Origin of the sequence: Acinetobacter sp. CIP 101966 (assembly GCF_000369725.1) — a bacterium.
GTDB lineage: Bacteria > Pseudomonadota > Gammaproteobacteria > Pseudomonadales > Moraxellaceae > Acinetobacter > Acinetobacter lwoffii_Q.
This window is the reverse complement of record NZ_KB850159.1, coordinates 273,158-297,924: the sequence shown is the minus strand read 5'-3', so window position 1 is coordinate 297,924 and position 24,767 is coordinate 273,158. Positions and strand designations below refer to the sequence as shown.

The 24,767-nt window shown below is 44.8% G+C and carries 20 protein-coding genes and 1 tRNA gene; 15 read left to right on the top strand and 6 right to left on the bottom strand.

Annotation, left to right across the window (positions count from 1 at the left end; genetic code table 11):
• The first annotated feature begins 81 nt into the window (after positions 1–81).
• From pepP to F891_RS04325, 6 genes are all read left to right on the top strand, one after another.
• A complete protein-coding gene (gene pepP, locus F891_RS04350) occupies positions 82–1,416 on the top strand; it encodes a Xaa-Pro aminopeptidase (RefSeq protein ID WP_004279509.1) in 1,335 nt (444 codons plus the stop codon).
• Positions 1,417–1,709: 293 nt separating this feature from the next.
• Positions 1,710–1,949 (top strand): DUF378 domain-containing protein, encoded by a 240-nt coding sequence (locus F891_RS04345; protein WP_004279510.1) that lies wholly within the window; start codon positions 1,710–1,712, stop codon positions 1,947–1,949.
• A 526-nt stretch (positions 1,950–2,475) separates the two neighbouring features.
• Complete coding sequence (locus F891_RS04340) at positions 2,476–3,045, top strand: GNAT family N-acetyltransferase (RefSeq protein ID WP_004279513.1); 570 nt, start codon at positions 2,476–2,478, stop codon at positions 3,043–3,045.
• Positions 3,046–3,150: 105 nt separating this feature from the next.
• Positions 3,151–4,359, top strand: a complete 1,209-nt coding sequence (ubiH, locus tag F891_RS04335; RefSeq protein WP_004279515.1) for a 2-octaprenyl-6-methoxyphenyl hydroxylase — start codon at positions 3,151–3,153, stop codon at positions 4,357–4,359.
• Positions 4,356–5,603, top strand: a complete 1,248-nt coding sequence (locus F891_RS04330) for an FAD-dependent monooxygenase (protein WP_004279517.1) — start codon at positions 4,356–4,358, stop codon at positions 5,601–5,603. Before ubiH ends, F891_RS04330 begins: the two co-directional genes overlap by 4 nt.
• A 174-nt stretch (positions 5,604–5,777) precedes the next feature.
• On the top strand, positions 5,778–6,032 hold the full coding sequence (locus F891_RS04325; protein ID WP_004646359.1) for a hypothetical protein: 255 nt from the start codon (positions 5,778–5,780) through the stop codon (positions 6,030–6,032).
• Between the two features lie 91 nt (positions 6,033–6,123).
• On the opposite strand, the gene rsmI is transcribed toward F891_RS04325, so the two are convergent.
• Positions 6,124–6,966, bottom strand: a complete 843-nt coding sequence (gene rsmI / locus F891_RS04320) for a 16S rRNA (cytidine(1402)-2'-O)-methyltransferase (RefSeq protein WP_004279519.1) — start codon at positions 6,964–6,966, stop codon at positions 6,124–6,126.
• A 10-nt stretch (positions 6,967–6,976) separates the two neighbouring features.
• On the opposite strand from rsmI, the gene F891_RS04315 reads away from it, so the two are divergent.
• The 4 genes from F891_RS04315 to F891_RS04300 all read left to right on the top strand — a co-directional run bounded on the left by F891_RS04315 (position 6,977) and on the right by F891_RS04300 (position 10,055).
• Entirely contained in the window at positions 6,977–7,936 is a 960-nt protein-coding gene (locus F891_RS04315) for a penicillin-binding protein activator (protein WP_004730204.1), read from the top strand.
• Between the two features lie 11 nt (positions 7,937–7,947).
• Positions 7,948–8,364: a YraN family protein gene (locus F891_RS04310; protein ID WP_004279521.1), complete on the top strand. Its 417-nt coding sequence runs from the start codon at positions 7,948–7,950 to the stop codon at positions 8,362–8,364.
• A gap of 133 nt (positions 8,365–8,497) precedes the next feature.
• The gene (locus F891_RS04305) at positions 8,498–9,184 is read left to right on the top strand and encodes a BON domain-containing protein (RefSeq protein WP_004279522.1); all 687 of its coding nucleotides are present in this window, start codon (positions 8,498–8,500) and stop codon (positions 9,182–9,184) included.
• Positions 9,174–10,055, top strand: a complete 882-nt coding sequence (locus tag F891_RS04300; protein WP_004279524.1) for an alpha/beta hydrolase — start codon at positions 9,174–9,176, stop codon at positions 10,053–10,055. Before F891_RS04305 ends, F891_RS04300 begins: the two co-directional genes overlap by 11 nt.
• A 106-nt stretch (positions 10,056–10,161) precedes the next feature.
• Here the strand turns inward: F891_RS04300 and nudC are convergent, their stop codons facing one another.
• The 3 genes from nudC to dnaQ all read right to left on the bottom strand — a co-directional run bounded on the left by nudC (position 10,162) and on the right by dnaQ (position 14,083).
• Positions 10,162–10,938, bottom strand: coding sequence for an NAD(+) diphosphatase (gene nudC / locus F891_RS04295; RefSeq protein ID WP_004730202.1), 777 nt, complete (start codon positions 10,936–10,938; stop codon positions 10,162–10,164).
• Positions 10,938–12,581 carry a hypothetical protein gene (locus F891_RS04290; protein ID WP_004279527.1) on the bottom strand — a complete coding sequence of 548 codons (1,644 nt, stop codon included), beginning with the start codon at positions 12,579–12,581 and terminating at the stop codon, positions 10,938–10,940. The genes nudC and F891_RS04290 overlap by 1 nt, the downstream gene beginning before the upstream one ends.
• Before the next feature lie 125 nt (positions 12,582–12,706).
• A complete protein-coding gene (gene dnaQ, locus F891_RS04285; protein ID WP_004279528.1) occupies positions 12,707–14,083 on the bottom strand; it encodes a DNA polymerase III subunit epsilon in 1,377 nt (458 codons plus the stop codon).
• Positions 14,084–14,290: 207 nt separating this feature from the next.
• Here dnaQ and F891_RS04280 point away from each other — a divergent pair, with 207 nt between their 5' ends.
• The 5 genes from F891_RS04280 (at position 14,291) to F891_RS04260 (ending at position 22,892) form a co-directional block, all read left to right on the top strand.
• Positions 14,291–17,584, top strand: a complete 3,294-nt coding sequence (locus tag F891_RS04280; protein WP_004279530.1) for a LysM peptidoglycan-binding domain-containing protein — start codon at positions 14,291–14,293, stop codon at positions 17,582–17,584.
• 10 nt (positions 17,585–17,594) lie between these two features.
• Positions 17,595–19,436: an extracellular solute-binding protein gene (locus F891_RS04275; RefSeq protein ID WP_004279532.1), complete on the top strand. Its 1,842-nt coding sequence runs from the start codon at positions 17,595–17,597 to the stop codon at positions 19,434–19,436.
• 24 nt (positions 19,437–19,460) lie between these two features.
• The gene (yejB, locus tag F891_RS04270) at positions 19,461–20,507 is read left to right on the top strand and encodes a microcin C ABC transporter permease YejB (protein WP_004279534.1); all 1,047 of its coding nucleotides are present in this window, start codon (positions 19,461–19,463) and stop codon (positions 20,505–20,507) included.
• Complete coding sequence (locus F891_RS04265) at positions 20,507–21,517, top strand: ABC transporter permease (RefSeq protein ID WP_004279535.1); 1,011 nt, start codon at positions 20,507–20,509, stop codon at positions 21,515–21,517. Before yejB ends, F891_RS04265 begins: the two co-directional genes overlap by 1 nt.
• A gap of 130 nt (positions 21,518–21,647) precedes the next feature.
• Positions 21,648–22,892, top strand: a complete 1,245-nt coding sequence (locus F891_RS04260) for an NADH:flavin oxidoreductase/NADH oxidase family protein (protein ID WP_004279536.1) — start codon at positions 21,648–21,650, stop codon at positions 22,890–22,892.
• A 64-nt stretch (positions 22,893–22,956) separates the two neighbouring features.
• Here the strand turns inward: F891_RS04260 and F891_RS04255 are convergent, their stop codons facing one another.
• Positions 22,957–24,378, bottom strand: a complete 1,422-nt coding sequence (locus F891_RS04255) for an iron-containing redox enzyme family protein (RefSeq protein ID WP_004730198.1) — start codon at positions 24,376–24,378, stop codon at positions 22,957–22,959.
• A 307-nt stretch (positions 24,379–24,685) separates the two neighbouring features.
• Positions 24,686–24,761 (bottom strand) — tRNA-Glu (locus tag F891_RS04250).
• Positions 24,762–24,767 lie beyond the last annotated feature (6 nt).

Here is a 24,767-nt window from a genome sequence, read left to right as displayed (position 1 = left end):
TGCTGTTTACAGTGAAATCTATAGTCTGATTTCAAGACTATATTCTAAATACAAGTATTGATCGATAAGAAGTAAAGTGTAATGAAGAAATTGACACAGGCAGTTTTTGAGGAGCGTCGCGCAATCCTCGCAGGGGAAATCGGTTTACGCAGTATCGCTATTATCGCGACCAGTCCGGTAGCCATGCGTAACCGTGATGCAGATTATAAATACCGTGCAGACAGCAGTTTCTTCTATTTAACCGGATTCGCGGAACCTGAAGCTGTGGCTGTGATTGAAACCTTTGACACTGAAGAAGAAGGCTATAGCTACAGTTTGTTCTGTCGGGAACGTAACCGTGAAATGGAAATCTGGAATGGCTACCGTGCGGGTATTGATGGAGCTATTCAGGATTATGATGCAGATGAAGCCTATGCAATTGATCTGCTAGATGAAGAAATCTTAGAAAAGTTACAAAATAAAGATCAGTTATTTTATCGCATTGGACAGCATGCAGAGTTTGATGCGCGTGTCGCCAAATGGATTGCAACTGCAAGTGGTGAAAGCCGTCGTGGTACTTCTGCACCAGCGCAAGTAATTCAGCTGGATCGTATTGTCGATGAAATGCGTCTGCATAAAGATGCAAATGAAATTGAATTGATGCAGATTGCTTCCGATATTTCTGCTGATGCACATACTCAAGCGATGCTAGCAGTACGCCCGGGCATGATGGAATATGCACTGGAAGCCGAGCTGAATTATATCTTTGGCAAAAATGGCGGTGTTCCGGCCTACAACAGTATTGTCGGTGGCGGTGAGAATGCCTGCATCCTGCATTATGTAGAAAATGACAAAGAACTGAAAGATGGCGATTTGGTCCTGATTGATGCTGCGGCTGAATATCAGCTTTATGCTTCAGACATTACCCGTACCTTTCCAGTGAATGGTAAATTTAGCCCGGAACAGAAAGCTTTATATAATGTAGTGCTGGATGCTCAAATTGCTGCAATTAATGCTGTGCAAATTGGTAACTCGTATAAAGAACCACATAATGTTGCAGTGCGCATCCTAGTGCAAGGTTTGCTCGATCTTGGCTTGATGCAGGGGAATATTGACGACATTATAGAAAAAGAAGCTTTTCGTCAGTTCTACATGCACGGTACGGGGCATTGGCTCGGTATGGATGTGCATGATGTCGGTGCTTATAAGGTTGATGGTGAATGGCGCTCGTATGAAGAGGGCATGGTCGTGACCGTTGAGCCGGGTCTTTACATCGCGTCTGATGATGAAACAGTCGATGCCAAATGGCGTGGAATTGGTATCAGGATTGAAGATGATGTGGTAGCCACTGCAAATGGCCCGCTGGTTTTAACTGCGAAAGTTGTCAAAACGGTAGAAGAGATTGAAGCATTGATGGCGAAAGCGCGCGCTGCTTAATTTGAGAAAAAATACGGAAAGCCGGTCGCGAGATCGGCTTTTTTTATGACATTTCTATGCCATTTTAAAAAAGAACTCCTAGCTATATCACATCGAGCAAAAAGTGATTTAGCTTACGTTTATATCGAACAAGTCAAATAAAACTAACCTAAGTAAAATTTACGGCTTAAAAATTGACAGGAAGTCAACACAGAAAATCCGTTTTTAGCATCAAAGCTACATATTAAATGGGCTGAGATTCTCATACTTTCTCTGATCCTTAAATAAACTTAAATAAGAGCAGGAGAACGCTTATGAGATTAAATACGATTGACTGGATTGCTTATGCTTTAACAATCATTGGTGGCATTAATTGGGGTTTAATTGGTGCATTCGATTTTAATTTGGTCGCTGCAATCTTTGGTGATATGAGCGCCTTATCTCGAATTGTTTATGTATTGGTTGGTTTGTCGGCATTGTACCTGATTTATACAGGAACGAAGTTGGGTAAAACAGTACACCACACAGATCATCATACCAATATTGTGCGTTAAGCTAATCTTCTTGGGCGAGTTTCTTGCAAGATAGGATTCATGTCTTCGAGTAACTTGCCGAGAGGATAGAAATAGTGTGGAAGATGAAGAAACCTCGGTAGATTTCCGGGGTTTTTTATTAGGTGTTTATACGTTATTAATAGAACCATCCCCAGATCTACAACAATGCCTAGCTAAAGATTGATGATCACTATCATACAAATAAGATTAGATTGTACATGGTTGGATAAATTTTTTTAAAATATCTGTTAGCTCAAAGATCGAGTTATATTTATACAATTATCTTAAAATAAGAAAAGAATAGTGATTGTAAATGGGCCTCCTGCTACTGAAAGTGAATATCAGCTCATTTATAAATGGCTTGATTCACAATTTTATCATTCAGGATCTACGAGCATCAGTATGTATTCAAAATTGTGCGAAGCGAGTAGATCGAGTTATACCAATTTGACTAGGTTTGCGATCGAATCGTATAAGTGCCAAATGAAATCACAACATTCCTTTTTTTAAGGCCGAGCTGATAAAAGTGAGTATAAATATTTTAGTTGCTGAATTAAAGACAACTTGGTTGGAGTTAAGAGCATATAAAGTTGGAGATGAATTTTCATTATTCCAAGAGTATTGTGGCGATGTTGAAGCATCAAAATATTTACAACGACAGATGCATACAACAGTCGGTCAAACTCAGCAGATGTTACAGAAATGGGCGTTAAGCTATTGGCAGCAACCGAGTGACGGATTTTCATGGGTGATTGCTGAGCGAAAAAGTCATCTGGCAATCGGGTTACTAACGATCATTCAACAGCAAAATAACAGCCTTGAAGTTCATTTCGGACTTGGTCCTCGATTTCAGGGTCAGGGCTATATGCTTGAGGCGATGAAAGCGGTGATTCAGTATTTTAAACAATATCTTACACTTAAATCACTGGATACTTTCTGCGATGCAGAACATATACAGGCACACCAAGTGCTTTTAAAGACAGGGTTTGAAATCGTTGAACGGATCAATGCCTATACTGTATTGCCGAAGTTAGGTAATGAAAAGCGTGATGTCTTGATTTTTCAATATAGGCTGGATCATCATGAAGAAAACTAAATAAAACGAATCATTATAAAAATTTAAAGCCTTGAGGTAAGATAAAACCAGTATACGTTTTATGTAATTCGCCATAGATGCGAATAAACAGATAAGGAAGTAAGCATGCAACAAGAAGTCATCATTGTCGGTGGTGGGATGGTCGGCTTAAGCCTCGCATTGATGTTGGCGAAAACCAATATTGCAGTCAAACTGTTGGAAGCCATCAAATATCCAGATTATGATGATGAAAATCTTGCGCCCTATCATTCCAGTTTTGATGCACGTAACAGTGCCTTGTCACGCCGTAGCGTGCAGATTTATCAGGAACTTGGACTTTGGAATGCCTTGCAAGAACATGCTACCCCAATTCTGGAAGTGAATATTACCGAACAAGGCAGCTTTGGTAAGGCCCGACTGAAAGCCAAGCAGGAAAAAGTCGAAAGCTTTGGTCAGGTCATTGAAAATGCCTGGCTCGGTCGTGTACTGCTGACCCAAGTCAAAAAAGAGCCATTAATTGAATTGATTGATGGTGTTCAAGTGACCTCCCTTATCCAAGATACAGACTTTGCTTATATCGAAGCTCAGCGTGGTGAATCATCACTAAAATTACAGTCCAAACTGGTTATTGCCGCCGATGGACGGGATTCTTTCTGCCGTAAAGCCTTGGGTATTGGTGCGTCAGAACATGATTATGATCAGGTTGCAATTGTGACCACAGTACAAACGTCTAAGCCACATGGTCATGTGGGCTTTGAGCGTTTCAGTCATTTAGGGCCTTTGGCACTGTTGCCATTGCCGGGCGAATATCGCCGTTCCGTGGTCTGGCCAGTGAAAAAAGGTACTGAAGGAGAATGGCTGGGAGATGAAAATGACCAGCATTTCCTCGATGCCTTGCAGGAAACGTATGGCGATCGTGCCGGAAAGTTCCAGAAAACCGGAAAACGGTTCAGTTTTCCCTTATCTCAAGTGTTAGCTGAAAAACAGGCTGTTGGCCGTGTCGTGTTGATGGGCAATGCAGCACATACGATTCATCCGGTGGCTGGTCAGGGTTTTAACCTGTGTATGCGTGATGCGCATGTATTGGTGCGTTACCTCAAGGAACAGCAAGCACAAGGCGCAGACTTGGGCGATGCTGCAATATTACAAGACTATGAAAAATCTCGTCTCAGTGACCAGCAACGAGTGATCAAATTCTGTGATTCAGTGGTGCGTGGCTTTAGTAACCAGAATCCATTTTTAAAGCTGATTCGTAATACGGGTTTAATCGCTTTTGATACGATTCCAGGCATCAAGCCACTGGTTGCAAATTATGCCATGGGGTTAAAAGCATGAGCTTAAATCAAACTAACGAAATATTAGACGTCGTCATTATTGGCGGTGGATTGGTGGGTGGGCTTACAGCGCTTCTGTTAGCCCAAGGTGGCATGCAGCCTACAGTTCTGGATGCAGCGCCAATTCTGGATGCAGATAAAACCTTAAAGGTGGCCAATCCGCGTGTCCTGGCTCTCAGTCAGGCAACCATTCACTTGTTAAAGACGGTGGGGGTCTGGGAAAATTTAGCACGTCAGCAGCCTTATACCGGCATGCAGGTCTGGAATAAAAATGGCTATGGCGAAATCAATTTTGGCCAGTCTTCAGAAAAAACACCATCGGTAGAGCAGGCTTTAGGCTCGATGGTGGAGCCAAGCATTTTGAATCTAGCTATTCAGCAAAAGATGCTTGAAGATGTTCAAGATTATAGAACACAGGTCAAAGTTAGCCGCATCGAACGTGGCGTCGGTGTGTGGATCATTCATCTGGCTGATGGTACACAACTCCAAACTAAACTGGTGATTGGCGCAGATGGTGCAAACTCCTTTGTCCGTGAGCAAGCGTTTATCGATATTGATGTACTGGACTATAAACAGGCGGGCATCAGTTGTGCCATTAAAACTGCACAACCTCATCAGCATATGGCACGTCAGATTTTTCTCGAAACCGGTCCATTGGCTTTTCTACCTATGGCCAGCCTTAATCCGGAAGAGCAGGGACACTGGCAATCGATTGTCTGGACCTTGCCAGAGGATTATGCCGAAGAATATGCAGCGTTGTCAGATGCTGAGTTTACCCAGCTATTAACCCGTGAAAGCCAGCATATGCTGGGTGGAGTCTTAGAGGCGACACCACGTGCCACTTTCCCTTTAAAAGCCCGCGCCGCCCAGCAATACGTTCAAGATGGTTTAGCACTGATTGGAGATGCCGCACATGTCATTCATCCACTAGCAGGTCAAGGGGTGAATATTGGCTGTCTGGATGCTGCCGTGCTTTGTGATGTTTTGCTGCATGATCAGGCGCGTGGCGTATGGGCACATGAGCAGACCCTAAAACGCTATGAGCATCGCCGTAAGGGCCAGAACGATGCCATGATGCACAGCATGTCTGCGATTGGCTGGATGGAAACCACATTATTCTTCCCGATGGTTTGGGCACGCAATTTCGGCCTGAAACAGGTAGAAAATCAGCCCATGTTGAAAGATGCATTTATGGCGCAAGCCAATGGTCTGGGTTTACTTAAAGACACACGCTACGCAGCTTAAGACAGAAATGTAAATTTTTTAAACAAACACCAATAAAGAGTAACGATTTTGTTTAAAAAAGATACGATTTTTTGATGTTTGGTACTAGGCGAAGGTCGAAGAGATTGCTAAATTTCACTTAATTCGATACCTGACTTGGAATACCAAGCGAGGGCCATTTTTGGGGAGATGCAAATGACAGACATGAATGATTATGATGACGACGTTGAAGATTCAATTGTTGACGATGATGAAGCAAAAGCCGCTGAAAAAGGCGCGGTCGATAGCACAGAGGTCGTCAGTGATACCGATCTTGTAGAAGCTGAAACTTTGACCGTCACTGCAAAGCTGAAAAAGCGTCAAGCACTTGAAGACGAGATTGCGGCTTTCCTTGCCAGTGGTGGTCGTATTGTTGAAGTGCCGGCAGATGAATCAGTAGCCAAAGAATAAGTTATTGATTAACTTGTTTCTTATAAAAAACACCACATTCAATGTGGTGTTTTTTTTTGCAAATCCAAACGTAATAGAAAATCTAAAGCAATTAGTCGTTTGCCGAAGTCAGTTCTAAAGCACGTTGATAAGCGACTTTCTTTTTGATTCCGGTTAAATCTGCCGCCAGTTGTGAAGCAGCTTTGACCGAAAGGTCCTGTAATAGGCGATTCAATAATTTATCCAGCTTTTCCTGATCCAGATCTTTTTCTTCGGTGGCACCGCCAATCACCAAAACAATTTCGCCTTTTTGCTGATTGTGATCATTGCTAATGAATTCGACCAGCTCACCCAAGGTCATTTTCTTGATAGTTTCAAAAGTCTTGGTGATTTCTCGCGCAAAACCGACCGGGCGATCTGCTCCGAAAACGCTGGCCATATCTTTAACGGACTCCAGAATCCGGTGCGGTGCTTCATAGAAAATTAAAGTCTGGGTTTCATCTTTCAGTTTTTCCAGATTCAGCAGGCGCTGACTTTGTCTGGATGGCAGAAAACCTTCAAAGCTGAAGCGGTCACTCGGCAAGCCAACAGCACTTAAGGCAGCAATAGCCGCACAAGCACCAGGTACAGGAATCACGCGAATATTATGCGCTTGTGCAGCACGGACAAATTTAAAGCCAGGGTCGCTAATCAGGGGAGTGCCAGCATCACTGATCAGGGCCATATCTTCGCCATTCAGCAGGCGCTGGATCAGCTGATCAATCTTGTTGCTTTCATTATGCTCATGGCAAGCGGTCAGAGGTGTTTGAATATTAAAGTGTTTAAGCAATTGTGCTGAAGTTCGTGTATCCTCGGCAGCAATAAGACTCACCGACTTTAACACCTGAAGTGCACGATAACTAATATCATCTAAGTGCCCGATTGGAGTCGCAACAACAAATAACTGAGCACTCATAGGTTTCTCCATGTGGAATAAATTGAATAATAAAAAATGGAAGATTAAAAATAAAATATTGGGCTTGTGTTTAATCAGCTACATCAGCAGCGTACAAGCAGAAGTGTTGATCATTCTACCCGAATCCGGACCTTTGGCGCGAGCTGCATCGAGTATCAAACAGGGATTTCTCAGCGCCTATGCTACTTCCGGGCAGAAAGTCCCATTGAAATGGGTCAATTCCAATCAGAAAAATATCTCCCAGCTACTGAAGCAGCATGTCAATAAAAAAACCAAAATGGTGGTGGGTCCATTGGCGCGTAGCGATGTAGAACAACTACTTAGGAGCAAACCTAAAGTACGTACCCTCAGCCTGAATGATGTAGCAGGGTCATCACCCCAAGTCTGGCAATTCAGCCTGTCCAAAAAAGAAGATGCCGCTGCCTTAAAAACCTTATTGCACAAAGATGGAATTCAACAGCTGCTGATTTTACGCCAGCCGGGCAGTGAAGCCGAGTATGAACTGTTGCTGATGTCATTGTTCAGTCAAAGTGATCTGAAATTCAAGATCGTGAACAAGGCGCCCATTTTTTTAATGCCAAAACAAGGGCTGTTATACCTCGGCAATGCAGAAGGGCTGGCTGCCATACCTGAATTAAGCCATAAACGGATGTATACCGTGGCCAATAGGATTAGCGAACAGCATAAACCGCCACGAGGAATCAAGTTCTGTGATGTACCTGTGCTTTATCTGGCTGACTGGCCGGATGTTCTACAGGCCTATACCAAAGAGCCGGTGGATATGTCCTATCAGCGCCTGATTGCCTTCGGTGGCGATGCCTGGCAGATCACCCAGCAGTACCTGTCACAACCGCATTTGCAGCATATTGAATTTCAGGGTAGAACTGGGCGAATTGAAATCACGGACCACAGTATTCAGCGTAGTCCACAATGTTTCCAGTACAGTGGCACAGGTGTCAAGCTACTATGAGCGAAAGAGCAATGCTGCGACAGCAATTAGGTGCATGGGCGGAGCAGCAAGCGGCTCAACTGATGCAGAACCATGGATTTCAGTTCCTGACCGCCAATTATCACAGTCGCTATGGCGAGCTGGATCTGATTCTGGTGCGTGATCAGGAACTGGTCTTTGTGGAAGTCAAAGCACGTGCGCAAACCCGATATGCGCAAGCGATCGAGTCTGTTTCCAGAGCGAAACAGGGCAAAATGCTCAAGACAGCCATGTGCTTTATTCAGAAAAATCCACAATTTGCACACTATTACTATCGTTTTGACGTGATTTGTTTTGATTTTAAACAGCAATTTGCAAAAACCATACAGCATGACTTTTCGCAATACCCTTATGATCTGGAATGGATTGAAAATGCTTTTACTTTTGATCAAGAGTTTATTAACCTTTGAACAAAATAAGGTCTAAAGATGCTTATATTTGCTTCAAGATCATTGTAAAGTTCAAGCAGAATTGACATGATCTGAGCTTGAAAACAGATTATTAGATTGAAAAAGACGTAATAAAATGAAGGAGTCTTGCTGAGTGGTTAAGCGTATTGCAATAACAATGCTGTGTGTCGCAAGTTTATCAGGTTGTGCAAGTTTTATTTCCAGCGGCACAGGTACGGCTCCTGTCGGAACTGAAAGTGGGGCGCGCACCTTGGGGCAGGTATTTATTGATTCCTCAATTGTCCGTACTGCAAAAATTAATCTTTATAAATTGGATTCGCGCTTTAAGCAGGCCCGGGTCAATATTGAAAGTTTCCATGGCAATGTCTTGTTGACCGGTCAGGTGCCGGATGCCCATTTAAAGCAACTGGCTGAAGATAATGTCAAATCCATGAGTGATGTCAAAGCGGTACATAATTTTATTACTGTCGGCAATCAGATCAGCTATAGCACCATCATGCAGGATACTGCGGTGACTGCAAATACCCGTGGCTTGATCATGAAAGCGACTGTGGTAGCGGATAGTAAAGTGCATGTGCATACTGAAGATGGCGTACTGTATGTGATGGGTCGTTTAAATGGTGCCGAGATTGCTGACCTGAATCAGGTGTTACAACAGGTGGGTAATGTCACTAAAATTGTGACCCTAATTGATAATGTGGAGCAATATTCAAGTCTGGCTAATCAAAACTTTGCCGCACCGGCATATGCGCAGCCGGGTATTGAACAGACGCCAGTGGCGATTGATCCTGATACGGTTGAACCGACCTATGAACCATAAGGTCGGCCAGTTTAAAACCCAACTCTCACAGCGTATTTTGCAGTTTCAACAGCACTATCAAGATTTCCGGTTATACGATTTTGGTAGTTATGCTTTAAATCGTTTAACTCCGAAACAAGGTTACACAGTCGAAACCCAATTGGCCTATGGCCTGAAATCCCGGCAACGCTTTGACCTGTTTCGGAGTCAGCAGCCTTTGCTCCATCGTCCCCTGATTGTTTTTGTGCATGGCGGTGCCTGGTTACATGGCGATAAAAAGGATTATCAGTTTATTGGCGAGGCTTTTGCCAAAGAAGGTTATGACGTGGTGGTAATGAATTATCATCTGGCACCACAACATATTTTCCCAACTTATATTCATGATCTGCATTTGTTACTGAATCATTTGCAGCAGTCGGCTAAGCACTTGCAGATCTGTGCTGATAATCTGGTCCTGATGGGACATTCTGCCGGGGCCTTTAATGTCATGTCTGCCTTGTACCATCCGCAATCTGCCAGTATTGACCACGGTCAAATTCGGGCGATTATTGGTCTGGCGGGGCCTTATCATTTTGATTACAAAAATGATCCGATCTGTGCCGATGCATTTGATCAGGCGGTGCCTTATCAGCAGGTGATGCCTTATTATTTTGTTAAAAATAGCTCAATCCGGCATTATCTGTTTATTGCCGAAAAAGACAAGATTGTTGGGCATTTCAATAGCCAGGATTTGGACCGCGTACTGAAAGAGAAGGGCAATCATAGCCATCTGATTCAAATTCCGAAACTTGGTCATATTACGATTGTGGGTTCACTCTCCAGTTTGTTTAGCCGGTTTTTCCAGACCAAGGCACAGGTGCTTTGGGCGCTCGAGGATGCATTTAAATCCTGATACTGATATGTTAGTTTAACCAAGCACTAGATAAAAAAGAATCCAGTGGATGATCTCCCCTGGATTCTTTTTTTGAGCCGTTGGGCTAAATCTTTCAAATACAGATTTACAGCCAGGTCTTGGTGTCGTCTGCGACGGGCGTACCTTGAGTCACATGCATGATCATGGCATGGGCAATACTGCCTTTAAACGGAATTTCAGGCAGCTGATCGAATTTAAAGAATTGCGCATCGCTAATTTCTTCTTCCTGCAGCTGTAGCTCACCGCCAGCATATTCTGCCTTGAAGGCAATCATCAGATTGCTTGGGAAAGGCCAGGGCTGGCTGGCCAGATACTGAATATTCTTGAGTTGTAAGCCAACTTCTTCTAGCGTTTCACGACGTACTGCATCTTCCAGCGTTTCACCCACTTCAACGAAACCGGCAATCAGTCCATACATCTGGCTTTTAGTATTACGTGCATTTTTGGCCAGCAGAATCTCGTCTTCACCTTTGGTAATAACAGTAATAACGCAAGGCTGTACCCGTGGATACTGACGGTAGTTGCAGGATGGGCAGACCATGGCATATTCAACAGCATGCGCTTCAGTCGCTGTGCCGCAATGACTGCAAAATTTATGGTTACGACGCCATTCTAAAAGCTGTACCGCACGACTGGCCTGTTCAAATTGCTGGGTATTCCAGAACTGTAACAGCTGACGGATGGGAACCAGTTGTAAGCCTGCAGGAATAGGCTCATCGGGAAGGAGATCACGGGCAATCACTTGATCACCCGTGTGGAGTAGCAAATCACTTGCTAAGGCTTCAACTCGTGGAAGTTGAAAGTGTTGATCGACCAGCAGTTGCTGTTGTTGAAAAATATAAGCAAGTGATAATTTGGACATTAGGCAACTATTTTGAGTTTCTCACTACTGTCCAATGCTACCTGAAACATCGCCTGTAATACAGGCTGTTTGTTCTTTAAGTTATCAATCATCATGTCGGCACTGGCCAGGGTGTCTAAAGCACGATGAATTTCTTCCGGACTTAATGCAATCGACAGATCAATACGGTTCTTGATGAATTCTGCAGTGGTGGTGAATGCAGTACGAACATGTTCTGCATTCAGGAACAGCATCGCGCCGCCAATCTCGCAAAACTGTACTGGAACAGGTTCGAGTGCAGTCAAGTCATGATCTTGCAGGTAATTGCTGAGAATCTGGCTAGAAAGCTCGATCAGGGCCTTGGTTTCTGTGAGTAAAGCAGCGTGTGCTTCATCCAGACGGTCCAGAGAAATATTCATGTTGTTGACGCGCAGCTGCAAGCGGCTCGAAGTTTGATGACGTTCCAGTACGCCAATCGAGTTCATGGCAGACAGAATGACATTCATCAACTGCTGGGCAAAGCTGGCATCCTGCATCATCTCCGGCTGGCTCAGTGAAGCGGCCTGACGGGTCAGGTCATGATAGGCTTCATTCAGGTTCAATACCTTGAAGATATTCGCCAGATTATTCAGTTGTGCCTGCAGTTCCTGAGTCTTTTCAGGCGTCATGTTCTGATAGTTGAACTCGATGTCATTACGAATTTGCGCCATTTCCGTGGTCACCAATTCGCTGATGGTATGCATGGTTTCAAAGTCTGGGCCATACAGATGGCGACTGAAGACCTGTAATTGCATATCGGTCAGCAGGTCATCGCCCACATTGAGCTGGCTACGGATAGATTGCGCAGTTTCATCTTCCTGACTGATACACAGGCTGAGCACATTGGCCAGATCAGCCAGCGAAGCCTTGAAACTGTCTGCCGAGCTAAAATACTGTGCCATGTTACGTTCAATGCTCACCAATGTGCGTAGGCGTGGCTCATTAATCAGCAGGTGATCAATATTGTTCAACGCGACATAGACCAGATTCCAGTACTGCTTGCTGTCATGTTGTTCTGCAAGTCCTGCCAGATAAGCCCCCACCAGTTTGATGGCTTGCAGATCCAGTTCACTTTCTTCCTGATTGATCAGCTTGTTGAGTGACAGCTTATACAGGCGGTGTACATATTGGGATTTTTCCAGACTTGGTGCTTGTGGCAGTGCAAAATCAGGGGTGACGCAATCCAGTAGCGATTCTACATGCTGGCCTTCAGTCGTCAGCGGTTTACCTAAAGCCAGTTCCAGACGGTTCAGGGTATCCAGCAAAAACTGTGGAATTTTCACTTCACGCAAACAGATAAATTCGATATAGCGTTTCAGCATGGTGGTGCCTTCACTCAAGGCGATCACTTCTTGAGTATTGACCTGCGCCGGATTCCCCATAATCTTGCGCATCAGTTCTGCTGAATATTGAGCGACTTTTGCCAGACTGGACATGTCGATGAGTGCCAGAACTTGGGCGCATTGTTCGAACTGATTTAATGCATCATCAATACCAAAAGGTAAAGTCTGGTCTTCTACCAAGGTGCTTACTGCTGATTCGACTAACTTGATCGAGTTATCAACCTCATTTTTTATTATCAGTAAAGCTGTTGGATCAAAATGTATAGAGGTTTGGTAAGACATGATCTGCACCTTTCCTGGAGTATTATCTATATATGAGCCCCGCTTTAAACTACGGGGCCTCTTTGTATTTACTATAACTGAAGAACGATAGTTTTAAACCTAAAGTATCCCCGGAAATGTAGATTTTATTTCGCGAAAAGGCAAGCAGTTCCATGTTTTTCTTCGAATTGTTTGACCCAATTCTCATGTTCCTGTAATTCCTGTTCTGACGGGAGAATCACCGGTAATTCAATTTCAACTCTGGCCATCCCTGAACGGCTGTTCTGGTCTTCAGACTGGGACAGGGCATCGATATCAAAAGACACCTGTCCACCGGTCATCGCCAGATAAACATCGGACAGGATTTCCGCATCGAGCAAGGCACCGTGGAAAGTACGGTCACGTTGTGGAATCTCGTAACGGCGCACTAAGGCATCCAGCGAATTTTTCTGACCGGGATGCTTGGACTTGGCCAGTGCCAGGGTATCGGTGACGTCACAGACTTCGGAGAGTGCTTTAAAACCTGCGCGTTTGAATTCCATATCCAGAAAGTTCATATCGAAGGTCGCGTTATGCGCAATAATTTCCGCGCCGTGTAAATAGTCAAACAGCACTTGAGAAATTTCTTCAAACAGCGGTTTGTCTTGCAGGAATTCGTCGGTGATCCCGTGGACATTCACGGAATCACCGACCGGTGTTTTCGGATTGATATAGATATGAATCGAGCTGCCGGTCAGTTTGCGGTTAATCATTTCTAGCGCGCCAACTTCAATAATCCGGTCACCATCCTGATAATAAAAACCGGTGGTTTCGGTATCCAGAATCAGTTGTCGTGGGCCATGCAGCTGTAGCTTTGCTGGTGTAATGACAATTTGCGGATGTAGCTCAGTCGAGGCAGATGATTCTGAAGATGAAGCATCGTCATTGCTGTCTGTTGCTAAAACTTCAGTCTGTACAATTTCTTCAACAGTCACTTCGATGATTTCTTCCAGCTCTTCTTCTTCGCTCTCGGCCAGATCAAGACCGAAAGGATCGTCTAGCAACCAGTCGGGTTCAGATTTTTTTTTATCTTCAGACATTGAAGGGCTTTGCTTGGATTTTTTCAGGGTTTCATCAGCACCCAGATTGGCCAGCTGATCGGCCATTTCATTGCCCGGATGTCCAGCATGACCTTTGACCCAGTGCCATTCGATGTCACGTCCTTGACAGACTTCATCAAGTTTTTGCCACAGATCCGGATTTTTGACGTCTTTCCAGTTTTTCTTTTTCCAGCCGTGAATCCATTCGGTAATGCCTTGTTTGACATACTTGGAATCGGTATAGATCACCAGTTTGTCTTGCTTGTCACAAAACAGAATCCCTTCAATGGCAGCCGTCAGCTCCATACGGTTGTTAGTAGTATGATCTTCACCGCCACAGATTTTGTGTTCTTGTTGGCCATTAACAATGTACGCACCCCAACCGCCTAAACCCGGGTTGCCGCGACAGGCGCCATCAACATAAAGTGTGATAGTGTGTGACATAGATTAAATCCGATCAAAATAGAACAAGCTGGAAGGCTTATTGTATAGCGCAAATGCAGTCGATCAATCTATATGTCCAGGATTTTTTAATTTCTTGTAACATTTAACGTGAAATCGCGGTAAATTATTGGCTTGAGTCTTCGACATGCTTCACTACAATGGCATATCTAAAAAATAAATTTATATACGAGTTGTTTGGATTTCTTTATGTATAAACCAACCGCAATTTTGTGGCAGCCGACATTACCTACATTTTTAAAATATTCTGTACTGGGAACTGCGCTTGCTTCTCTAGGACTGACGGGCTGTTCATCTACACAAAGTGCGACCCAAACAGCATCAAGCAAGCAGGTTGGATCACAATATCTGGATGCCAGCAGTCTGGATGGACTCGAAGATTTACTTTCTGCAACGGATATGCGTGCAGTCGAAGGTGACCGTTTACAGATTCTGAAACATGGTGATGTCTGGAAACGCATGACCGTGGGTTTCAAGATGGACTTAAGTGTCTGGAATCCGCGGATTGATGCGCAGCGTGGCTGGTTTATTTCACGTCAGCCTTATCTGGATCGCTTAAGTGCGCGTGCATCACGTTATTTATATTACACAGTAAAAGAAGCAGAACGCCGTGGCATGCCGACCGAGTTGGCACTGTTACCGATTATTGAAAGTTCTTATGACCCGGCAGCGACCAGTAGTGCGGCGGCAGCAGGTTTATGGCAGTTTATTCCAAGTACCGGCCGCATTTATGGTCTAAAGCAGACTTCTTTATACGATGGTCGTCGTGATGTAGTGGAATCGACCCGTGCAGCCTATGAGTTTTTGGGCAGTCTGTATAACCAGTTTGGTTCTTGGGAATTGGCGCTCGCTTCCTATAATGCAGGCCCAGGCCGTATCCAGCAGGCGATTAACCGTAACAAAGCTGCAGGTCTGCCTACCGATTATTGGTCATTGAAACTACCACAAGAAACCATGAGTTACGTGCCACGTTTCCTGGCGGTTGCACAAATTATTAAAAATCCGGGCAGTTATGGGGTGAGTTTGCCACCGATTGCCAACCGTCCGCATTTCCGTGAAGTACCGGTCGGTGTTGCCAGTTTAAATGAAATTGCAGCGATTACCGGTTTGAGCCGTGCAGAACTGTATCAATTAAACCCGGGTCATCGTGGTGATCATATTGATCCTGCAAGTCCGCGCCGTATTCTGATTCCTGCTGACTTAAGTCCTTCAGTGGATGAGAAGCTGAAAAAATTATCCGGTTCAGGTGGTTTATGGGCGAGTAACACGAGCAGCCTGCCGCGAAATACGACGACAGTGGTGCCCACCAGAGCTGCACCGCCAGAATTAAATATGAAAACGATTACGCCTTCTAAACAGACTCCGCCAGCGGTTGTTAGTAATCAGCCTGCAACGACCGTTGCTAAAACAACGACTCCGGCTAAAGCTGCAAGTACGCCACCTGTCGTCACAGCAGCGGTAAGTACCGCGACAACGGCAAATACTGTGACCCAGACTACGAAAAAGATTTCGACGCCTAAAGGCTCATCTGCCTTGGCCAGTTTTGCGGCACAAAGTGATTTGCCAATTCCAAGTGCGCCGCGTATTCCGGTAGCTGTAACACCTGCAGCGCCAGCGAAACAGATTCAGGTCGAACCACCGATTTCGGCAGCTGAGCGTCAGCAAGTTCAGCAGGCGGTCATCGCACAGGATATTCAGAAAACTGTAGATGAAATTCTGCAGCCTGTTGCAACACCGGCAGAACAGGCCCAAGTGGTTGAAGAGCTGAAAGCATTGGCGCCGGCTGGCACAGAAATTGTTGATCCTTATGACGGTAAAATCAAGCTGACTGCCATTCAAACCAGCCTGTCTGTTGCTGAGCAGCAAGGCAAAGAGCTCACCAAAGGCTTTTCTTATCCGAAAGAAGTTGCTGACAATACCACTGCGAACTCGGTTGAAGCCAAGCTAAATCAGGGCAAAAATTACGTCAAGACGGATTCTGAAGTGGTAGTGGTTGCTCCAAAAGGAAAACGCAGTACCTATAAGGTGTTACCAGGTGATAATCTGGCAATGATTGCGGCTAAAAATGGGGTGAACTGGCGTGATGTGGCGAAATGGAACCAGATTGATCCAAATTCTCCACTGTATGTGGGCACCACCATTTATCTGTATGATGCCAAACCTGTACAGGAAGCCAGCAAAGCCAAAGAAAAGCCGGAAACTTATGTCGTTCAGGCCAATGACTCTCTGACTAGCGTAGCGACCCAGTTTGGTTTTAGCGTGAAACAACTGGCTGATTTTAATGGACTGAATAGTAATAGCGGTCTGTTTGTTGGGCAAAAGCTGTCATTGAAAGATACAGGGCAGTCCAAAGCCAAAGTTGAAGAGATTAAAAAAGCTGAAACTGCCAAGGTTCAGACTAAATCCTATACAGTGAAACGCGGTGAGTATCTGAAACTGATTGCCGATCGTTACGGGCTTTCAAATGCTGAACTGGCATCTTTGACTTCCGGTCTGACTGCCGGTAGCAGTCTGATGGTGGGACAGAAAATCAATGTACCACTTCAGGAAGTTGAAGAGCTAACGGCATCTAGCCAGAAAACTGAGCAGAAGTTTGAAAATGTTAAAGTCGATCAGACTGCAACTGAAAACTATCAGGTCAAACGCGGTGAAACACTGTATACTATTGCCAGTCAAAGCAAGCTGAGTGTCTCTGAACTGGCTGCACTGAATGGGTTGTCTGCCAATAGTGGTTTACGTATAGGTCAGACCATCAAGATTCCAGCCGGCAGTCAAATCCCTGAAACCTATACGGTTCAATCGGGTGATACGCTGACCGGTATTGCCTCAAGATATAATTTGTCAATGGACCAGGTGGCGAGCCTGAATGGCATGTCACGTAATGCAGGTTTGCGAGTGGGGCAGCGTCTGAAACTGAGTGGTGACGTGACAGAACCGGTAAGTGAAGTGGTCGCGGAAACTGCGGTCAAGAATACAAAATCGGATTCGCATGTGGTGAAGTCAGGGGAAACCTTAAGCTCTATTGCACGTCAGTATCATTTACAACTGCAATATATGGCTGATTTGAACGGCCTGAATACCAATAGCACAGTGCGTATTGGTCAGCGTTTAAAAATTGAGGGTGACTTTCCGACAGATAAAAAAGTTGAAGGCGTGAAAGTGGCAGCTAAGCCTGTAGCTTCTAAGGCAACTGAATCCTATACGGTAAAATCCGGTGAATCCCTGAATGCAATTGCCAGCCGTTTAGGCATAAGCGTGACCGACCTGGCTCAGTTAAATAATCTGAGTCCACGCGCAGGATTGCGTGTCAGTCAAACGATCCAGATTCCAAAACTGGTGACGGATTATAAAGTCAAACGCGGTGATACCTTAATCGGTCTGGCTTCACGTTATGGTCTGAACAGCAATGAACTGGCGGAAATGAATGATCTCAAACCAAATACACAATTGCGTATTGGTGATGTGATTAAAGTGCCGAATTAATGAATGGATCATGAGATTCGCGCATTTATTTAAAACTTTCAGGTTGATCTGGCTAGCCCCGCTGCTCGTAAGTAGCAGTTGGGCAGCCCTGATCACCACCCCATATATTGCACTACATAGCCAGCCGAAATATGCCCAGGCCAAATCCCTGCCTTATGCCAATCCGCAAGCACCGAAAGGCGGTACGCTGATTCTGGCAGCTGATGGCAGTTTCGATAATTTGAACAGCATGAATGGCAAGGGCAATGTCACTGAGGGGGGCAACTATATTTTTGACAGTTTGCTGTCCAAGTCACTGGATGAGCCCGGTGTGTACTATCCCTTGCTGGCGGAAAAAGTCAGTTTTGACCCCAAGAAAACCGCCTTTATTATTTTTCATTTAAATCCGAAAGCACGGTTTAGTAATGGCCAGCCGGTAACTGCACAAGATGTCAAATACAGTTTTGAACTGTTTCAGACCCAGTCCAATTTTGGCCTGCAGATGTATTTGGCTGATTTAAACCGGCTGGAAGTCCTGTCACCTTTACAGGTCAAAATGCATTTTAAATCCGGACATAATCCGGAAATGGCGATGATTGTCGCGCAGATGCCCATTTATTCTAAACAGGAATGGCAAAAGCGTAATTTTAAAGAATTGACGCTGAAACCGATGCTGGGTTCAGGGCCTTATGTCATTGAACACATAGATGCTGGACGTAGTATTAGCTACAAACGTAATCCCGGATACTGGGGAAAAGACTTGATGGTCAACCGCGGGCGTTATAATTTTGACCGGATCAAGTATCGTTATTATCGTAGTCCTGAAATCAAGTTCGAAGCTTTCAAGTCGGGCCAATTTACCTTGCATGAGGAAAAACAGGTCAACCGCTGGGTGAAAGACTACCAGTTTCCCGCCGTTCGGCAAGGACAGGTGCAGCGTTACCGCTTTCAGCATCACAACCCGATTCCGACCCAGAGTCTGATATTCAATACCCGCCGTCAGCCTTTTGCCGATATCCGTTTCCGCCAAGCCTTGAGTTTTGCCTATGACTTTGAATGGCTGAATAAAGCCATGTTCTATGGTGAATATCAGCGCCTGAACAGCTTTTTTTCCAATAGCGAGCTTGCATCTCATACACGGCCAAGTGTTCAAGAACTGCACATTTTGAAACCCCATTTAAAGCAGCTTGATCCGGTTCAACGTCAGGCTGTACTGCAGGACTGGAAATATCCTCAGTCAGATGCCTCCGGTTTTAACCGGAACAATCTGTTAAAAGCCCGTCAATTGCTATTAAAGGCAGGCTATCGTTATCAACAGGGGAAGTTGGTCAATGCTGCGGGTCAACCGGTACAGATTGAGTTCCTGTTGCATCAGGCGGAACAGCAGCGTGATCTGATGCCATATCTGCGTCATTTAAAACGCTTGGGCATTCAGGCCAGCATTCGTATGGTAGAAACCGCGCAATATTATGAACGGCTGCGGAATTATCAGTTTGATATGATTGTCGATACCATGCCGCAATCCCTGACACCGGGGCAGGAGCAGAAACAGTTCTGGGGCAGTCAGGCCGCCACGCAGCCAGGTAATTATAATTATGCCGGCATTCGAAATCCGGCCATTGATGCCGTCATTCAGCAGGTGACACAGGCTCAAAACCGTGAACAGCTGGTGAATAGTACCCGAGCATTAGACCGTTTACTGCGTGCAGGCTATTATCATATTCTGACTTATGGTACGGGTGAATACTGGTATGCTTACTGGAATATGTATCAGCAGCCGCAACGAAAACCTAAACTCTCCGCCGGGATTGATTACTGGTGGGTCGATGCAGAAAAGGCCAGACATGTGGCTGATTATTTCAAACAGCATTAAGCTCCAAGCCTATCAGGGAGTGCCATGAGCACTTATATTCTCAAACGTCTGTTGCTGATGATTCCAACCTTGCTGATCATTTTGCTGATCAATTTCATGGTGATCCAGCTGGCACCCGGTGGTCCGGTGGAGCAGGCGATTTATCAGGCGCAACAGGTCAATGGTTTGGCGCATACCGGATTGCAGTATCAGGGAAAGCAAGGCCTCACACCGGAGATGCTTGAGCAGATTAATATCCAGTACGGCTTTGACCAGCCGCTGCATATTCGATTTTGGGAAATGCTAACGCGTTATGCGCAGTTTGATCTGGGGCAGAGTTTTTTCAAAGACAAACCTGTGACTGAACTCATCTGGGAAAAATTGCCAGTATCGCTTTCTTTAGGCCTGTGGAGTACCTTGCTGATTTATCTGGTCTCCATTCCTTTAGGGATTAGAAAAGCCCGCAAACATGGCAGTCTGTTTGATCAGACCACCTCTCTAATGTTGGCCGTGGGCTATGCCATTCCAGCCTTTATTTTTGCCATTTTACTTATCGTTTTTTTTGCTGGCGGGTCTTATCTGCACTGGTTTCCCTTGCAGGGCATTCGCTCTGAAAATTTTGCTGAACTCTCATTCTTTGCGAAAATTCATGATTATTTCTGGCATATGGCCTTGCCGCTGTTGGCCATGGTGCTCGGCGGATTTGCCAGTTTGACCTATCTGGTCAAATTTTCTTTTGTGGAAGAGCTGAGCAAACAATATGTCCTGGCTGCGCGGGCCAAAGGTTTAACTGAACATGCAGTGCTGTATCGGCATGTATTCCGGAATGCCATTTTAGTGCTTATCGCAGGTTTGCCCGAAGTTCTGATCGGGGTGTTTTTCGTGGGCAACCTGTTCATCGAGATTATCTTTAATCTGGATGGGTTAGGCGTCTTAGGTTTTGAGGCGATTATCCAGCGTGACTATCCGGTGATTTTTGGTACTTTGTTTATCTTTACCTTGCTCGGTCTGATACTGCGTTTACTCAGCGATTTGCTCTATCAACTGATTGATCCAAGGATTCATTTCAGTTCACGTCGAGGATCACAATAATGTCTTCCTTGATGCAAGCACGCTGGCAACGTTTTAAGCAGCATAAGCTAGGCTTTAGCTGCTTCATTATTTTCAGTGCTATTTTCATCATTTCCTTGGGTGCAGAACTAATTGCTAACGATAAGCCCTTGCTGGTGAAATATGATCATGCTTTTTATCTGCCCATCCTGAAATCCTATCCGGAAACCACGTTTGGTGGAGTATTTGAGACAGAAGCAGAATATAAAGATCCCGTTGTACAGCAACTGATTGCAGAAAAAGGCTGGGCGATCTGGGCCATCATTCCATTTTCTTATCAAACGCCAAATTTTGAACTGGCTGTACCAGTGCCTTCGCCACCGAGTGCGCAAAACTGGCTGGGAACAGATGATCAAGGCCGTGACGTTCTGGCACGGATTCTATATGGCTTAAGGATTTCATTACTGTTTGGTTTTGCACTGACTTTATTGTCTGCGGCGCTGGGAATTTTAGCAGGGGCAATTCAGGGTTATTATGGTGGATGGATTGACCTGATCGGGCAACGCATACTCGAAGTCTGGAGCGGTTTGCCGATGCTGTTTATGGTGATGGTACTGGTCAGTCTGTTTAGTCCGAGTATTTACTGGCTATTTCTGATCATGCTGTTATTTGGCTGGACCACACTGGTGAGTATGGTGCGCGCTGAGTTTTTGCGCGCCAGAAATCTGGAATACGTTTGGGCAGCAAGAAGTATTGGGGCCGGGGATGGACGGATCATGTTCAAACATATTCTCCCCAATGTGATAGGTTCTAGCCTGTCACAGTTACCTTTTATGCTAACCGCCAATATTACTGCACTGACAGCGCTGGATTTTTTAGGGTATGGTCTGCCACCCGATTCGGCATCCCTCGGGGAACTCTTGCTTCAGGCCAAAAACAACTTAAATGCGCCGTGGCTGGCATTGTCGGGATTCTTTAGTTTGGCGATTGTACTGAGTTTGCTGATCTATATGGGAGAAGCGGTACGGGATGCTTTTGATCCAAGAAACTAAATCACAAAAATCTTTAACCATAAGAAAATAAGCAGATAAAAATTGTGTAAATTTGACAAGACTGATTGTCAATTGTTCTGGCTTACGTTATAAATGGGTACAAAATAAAAGTAACGTATCAGGACAGATCATGACTCAATTGGCCGATTCCATTCAAATTCGTAATACCACTTTTAAAAATCGCATCATTAAAGGTGCCATGAGTGAAGCACTGGCCAATGATGCCGGCCAACCCAATCAGGCGCATTTCAAGTTGTATGAAGCATGGGCCGAAGGTGGCTTGGGTTGTGCTATTACGGGTAATGTCATGGTGGATTATCGTGCCAAGAATGAACCGGGCGTCGTAGTGGTAGAAACAGAACGTGATCTGGCGCAGCTCAAAGTCTGGGCTGACGTAGGCAAACAACATGATATGGTACAACTGGTCCAGTTGTCACATCCGGGCCGCCAGTGTCCCAAAGGTCTGAATAAAGAAACGGTTGCACCGTCCGCAGTCCCATTTAGTCCGGCTTTGGCCATGAGCTTTGGAACCCCACGGGAATTGCGTGAAGATGAAATCCTGGATATTATCCAGCGCTTTGCCACTTCGGCTGCCATCTGTGAAAAAGCAGGATTTGAGGGGGTGCAGTTGCATGGGGCACATGGTTATCTGATTAGCCAGTTTCTGTCACCGCTGACCAATAAGCGTCAGGATCAATGGGGTGGTAGTATTGAGAATCGTACCCGTTTCTTGCTGCAAACCTATCAGGCTGTTCGTGCTGCGACTTCGGAAAATTTTATTATTTCAGTCAAGCTGAATTCAGCTGATTTCCAGCGTGGCGGTATTAGCGAAGAAGATGTCATTTATGTCTTTAAGGCGATGGACGCTGCAGGCATTGATATCATTGAAGTGTCAGGTGGTAGCTATGAAGCACCTGCGATGGCCGGCGTGAAAGCAGACAAGCGCAAGGCCTCGACCATTGCCCGTGAAGCCTATTTCCTCGATTTTGCCGAAAAAATCCGTCAGGAAGTGAAGTGCCATATCATGGTCACTGGTGGATTCCGAACAGTTGAAGGCATGAATGCCGCGCTCGACAGTGGTGCCTGTGATTTTGTCGGGATTGCACGTCCCTTTGCGGTAGAACCTGACTTGGGTAATCGTCTGGTTGCGGGGCAGGATGTACGTTATGCGGTTGAGAAAATTAAAACCGGTATTCCAATGGTCGACAAAATGGCGATTATGGAAATCATCTGGTATGCCGCGCAGTTTAAAGAAATTGCCAAAGGCAAGCAGCCTAATCCAAAGCTGTCACCACTAAAGGTCTTTTTGCAGTATCTGAAAGGCAATGTCAAAGCGGTGATCAAGGGACAATTAAACTCGCGAAAATCGGCTTAATCTTTATTAAAAAACCGGACACTGCAAATGTCCGGTTTTTTAATTTCTGGCACTTAGGGGTGCTTTAGGAATAATGCATCGCCTGGGTCTGAAAAGGAAATAATAACTGGCTTAACTGACGAGTCGCCCATAAACCAATTTCAGTATGATGCATATGCGGTGCAGTATAAGGAATCAGTAAATCAATTTTCTGTTCCGCACCTTCACAGCGCATGAAGCGACTTTTTAACTGATTCAAGCGCTGCTGATCCATACGGCTCATTGCAGGTTCAATTTTTGCCTGTGATGGGGTTGCACTACGTGAGGACAGGCGAGTTGCCAAGCCTGCGCCCTGAATCCAGTCTTTAATAATCTGTTTTTCGGTCGCATTAAAGACCCCAAACATTTTACCTTCCGGATGATCTATCATTTTCCAGAAACGGCTTTGCTCCACTGGTGCATCTTTTACGATCCAGCCTTTGTCAATCATGACCTGCAAAAACTCGGCAATCTGGGCAGGATCGGATAACCAGTCATTGATGGTCTTGCCACTAAACTGGCATTTCTGATTATGAATATATTGACCAATCAGCGCTTTATTCTGGAAAACTTTTAAAGCCATCTGCCCAATATCCAGTTCCTTAATGATCTGAGAGGAACTTTTGCCGATGTCATTCAGAACATAGCCTTTTTTAATCAGTTCAAGATAAATTTGTGGATCTTCAGCTTGATTAAAATGCTGGATAAACGCTTGCAGGGATTTCTGCGCATGACCATTGTGAACATTATCAATAGTAATGTGCACATTGAAATAATGCGGATCGATACCCAGTTCAGCCAGTTCATAATTGGTGATTAACAGATGTAGCGGTAACTGTTCATAGCCGAGATTAAAGCCAATGACCAAAGGTAAATATTTGGCTGGGGCATAAGCTAGTGCTAGCTGTACGGCAGCCTGTTCGTAGTAACTGTCATCCAAATGCTCGGCGTAACTGTTCAGCTCATAATGACTCAACAGGTCCTGATACATGGTGACATGATTGGCACGCGGATGCCCTAAACCAAGCTCTTCGAGATAGATGTAAATCAAATCTTTTAGCTCGGGCTGATTACAGTTTGGCACGGTCGAATATAACCAGGCACCATCGACCAGTTTGACCGGTGCAACTTTCGCCAGGAATTCGAAAGCATGAGAAACCGTTGGAAAATATTCCCGAGGCTGCTGCTGTTTACGGCGATTGATATAGGCCTGGAAAGTGGAACAGATTTGATGATGTTGTTCTAAAAGATGCTGTTCAACCTGTGCGGGCTGATCTAACCATCCGAGAGTATCAATATTTAAATTTTTAATCAGATCGCTCAAATAAGATTCAGCTTTTTCAGTTTTGGTATATGTCGAAATTTCAGTATCTTGAAAAAAGTCGACCCAATCCTTAAAGCTTTTAATTTGATAATTATGATTTTTATTTGGCGATAAAGGTAAACTTAGCTCTGTGCTGACGAACATAATCTGATCCTTGCAGATTTCTCTTGATTTACCTTAACGTGCCCTCTAAAAGCAGGGTGTTGAATTTTTGTTCTAATTTATTGGTGTATTGCTTTAAATGAAAATGAACGGATATTTCTATGCATAGAAATGTTAAAACAATACAAATTGTAAAATTAAGAATGGGATGGCAGCCCCCAGAAAGAGAGCTAGATTTGAACGAATGATAAAAACAAGGTTTAAAGTTTTCAGAAATAAAATTTGCAAGATAAAAAAAGCCCGAGTCGCAATGCTCGGGCTTTTTGTTGAGATGTTGCCATCTCGAATATGGCGTCCCTACGGGGATTCGAACCCCGGTTACCGCCGTGAAAGGGCGATGTCCTAGGCCTCTAGACGATAGGGACAGTACA

Excerpts from the sequence above, each read along its gene's own strand:
- pepP (WP_004279509.1), top strand. The coding sequence starts at position 82 with ATGAAGAAATTGACACAGGCAGTTTTTGAGGAGCGTCGCGCAATCCTC.
- F891_RS04345 (WP_004279510.1), top strand. The coding sequence starts at position 1,710 with ATGAGATTAAATACGATTGACTGGATTGCTTATGCTTTAACAATCATT.
- ubiH (WP_004279515.1), top strand. The coding sequence starts at position 3,151 with ATGCAACAAGAAGTCATCATTGTCGGTGGTGGGATGGTCGGCTTAAGC.
- F891_RS04330 (WP_004279517.1), top strand. The coding sequence starts at position 4,356 with ATGAGCTTAAATCAAACTAACGAAATATTAGACGTCGTCATTATTGGC.
- F891_RS04325 (WP_004646359.1), top strand. The coding sequence starts at position 5,778 with ATGACAGACATGAATGATTATGATGACGACGTTGAAGATTCAATTGTT.
- rsmI (WP_004279519.1), bottom strand. The coding sequence starts at position 6,966 with ATGAGTGCTCAGTTATTTGTTGTTGCGACTCCAATCGGGCACTTAGAT.
- F891_RS04315 (WP_004730204.1), top strand. The coding sequence starts at position 6,977 with ATGTGGAATAAATTGAATAATAAAAAATGGAAGATTAAAAATAAAATA.
- F891_RS04310 (WP_004279521.1), top strand. The coding sequence starts at position 7,948 with ATGCTGCGACAGCAATTAGGTGCATGGGCGGAGCAGCAAGCGGCTCAA.
- F891_RS04300 (WP_004279524.1), top strand. The coding sequence starts at position 9,174 with ATGAACCATAAGGTCGGCCAGTTTAAAACCCAACTCTCACAGCGTATT.
- nudC (WP_004730202.1), bottom strand. The coding sequence starts at position 10,938 with ATGTCCAAATTATCACTTGCTTATATTTTTCAACAACAGCAACTGCTG.
- F891_RS04290 (WP_004279527.1), bottom strand. The coding sequence starts at position 12,581 with ATGTCTTACCAAACCTCTATACATTTTGATCCAACAGCTTTACTGATA.
- dnaQ (WP_004279528.1), bottom strand. The coding sequence starts at position 14,083 with ATGTCACACACTATCACACTTTATGTTGATGGCGCCTGTCGCGGCAAC.
- F891_RS04280 (WP_004279530.1), top strand. The coding sequence starts at position 14,291 with ATGTATAAACCAACCGCAATTTTGTGGCAGCCGACATTACCTACATTT.
- F891_RS04275 (WP_004279532.1), top strand. The coding sequence starts at position 17,595 with ATGAGATTCGCGCATTTATTTAAAACTTTCAGGTTGATCTGGCTAGCC.
- yejB (WP_004279534.1), top strand. The coding sequence starts at position 19,461 with ATGAGCACTTATATTCTCAAACGTCTGTTGCTGATGATTCCAACCTTG.
- F891_RS04265 (WP_004279535.1), top strand. The coding sequence starts at position 20,507 with ATGTCTTCCTTGATGCAAGCACGCTGGCAACGTTTTAAGCAGCATAAG.
- F891_RS04260 (WP_004279536.1), top strand. The coding sequence starts at position 21,648 with ATGACTCAATTGGCCGATTCCATTCAAATTCGTAATACCACTTTTAAA.
- F891_RS04255 (WP_004730198.1), bottom strand. The coding sequence starts at position 24,378 with ATGTTCGTCAGCACAGAGCTAAGTTTACCTTTATCGCCAAATAAAAAT.